The organism is Bartonella sp. MR168JLCBS, from assembly GCF_042194175.1.
Window position 1 is genome coordinate 1 of the sequence record NZ_JBHIMP010000360.1, and the last position, 330, is coordinate 330.

1 protein-coding gene is annotated in these 330 nt (G+C 39.7%); it reads right to left on the reverse strand.

Annotated features, from left to right (window positions below):
* The coding region (locus ACFIK8_RS11395) for an aminotransferase class IV (RefSeq protein ID WP_375669492.1) at positions 1-330 on the reverse strand (330 nt) is incomplete at both ends.

Sequence of the window (330 nt, forward strand, 5' to 3'; positions counted from 1 at the left end):
TGGAAGAATGGTGCCATTAAGTGCAGGTGTTACAAGTGTATTATCTGCCATAATAAAGCAAACATTCATACCACCAAGCTCTTCAACCCATTTATGTTCAATCATATCAAGAAAAAGCACTTGGCTACAATTGTTTTCAGTTGCATTTTTTTGTGCAAGTAAGCTTACTGCATAGTTTCCACCACATTTCGCAGCACCGGTTCCCCCTGGACCAGCTCGGCTATGATCTGTTTCAATCCATACACTGATAGGTTTTTCTTCTCCTTTGAAATATGATTCAACAGGAGATGCTATGATACAGAAAAGATATTCTTCAGAAGGGCGAACTCC